The following is a 434-nucleotide window of genomic DNA, read 5'->3' as shown; positions in this document are numbered from 1 at the left end:
GCATAAGCTTTAGAAACACCGTTCATTGTGAGTGTACGGTCGTAAAGATTCGGTTCTACTTGAGCTGGGGTGACAAAGGTAAAACCTTCATATGTGAGATGCTCATATATATCATCGGTGAGAATATAAACATGAGGATATTTTATTAAAACATCTGTTAGTTTTTTTAACTCTTCGTGTGTATAAGCGGCGCCTGATGGATTTGAAGGAGAGTTAAAAATAAACCACTTAGTTTTGTGGGTAATGGCAGCTTCTAACTCTTGTGGTTGAAGTTTATAAGAAAATTCGGCTTTAGTTTCTAAAAAGACAGGTATACCTCCGTTTAGGGTAACCATTTCTGGATAACTGACCCAATAAGGAGAGGGAATGATAACTTCATCTCCTTTATTTAAAGTTGCCATCAGCGCATTAAAGAGGATTTGCTTACCACCGGT

At 37.6% G+C, this 434-nt stretch carries 1 protein-coding gene; it reads right to left on the bottom strand.

All coding sequences use genetic code 11. The annotated features are described in order from the left end of the window. On the bottom strand, positions 1-434 hold a 434-nt coding region (locus ACFINZ_RS10525), incomplete at both ends, for an aminotransferase class I/II-fold pyridoxal phosphate-dependent enzyme (protein WP_375701485.1).

The organism is Bartonella sp. AA81SXKL, from assembly GCF_042196945.1.
Taxonomy (GTDB): Bacteria; Pseudomonadota; Alphaproteobacteria; order Rhizobiales; family Rhizobiaceae; genus Bartonella.
Note: the sequence above shows the minus strand (reverse complement) of the source record. Positions and strands in the feature narration are given on the sequence as shown.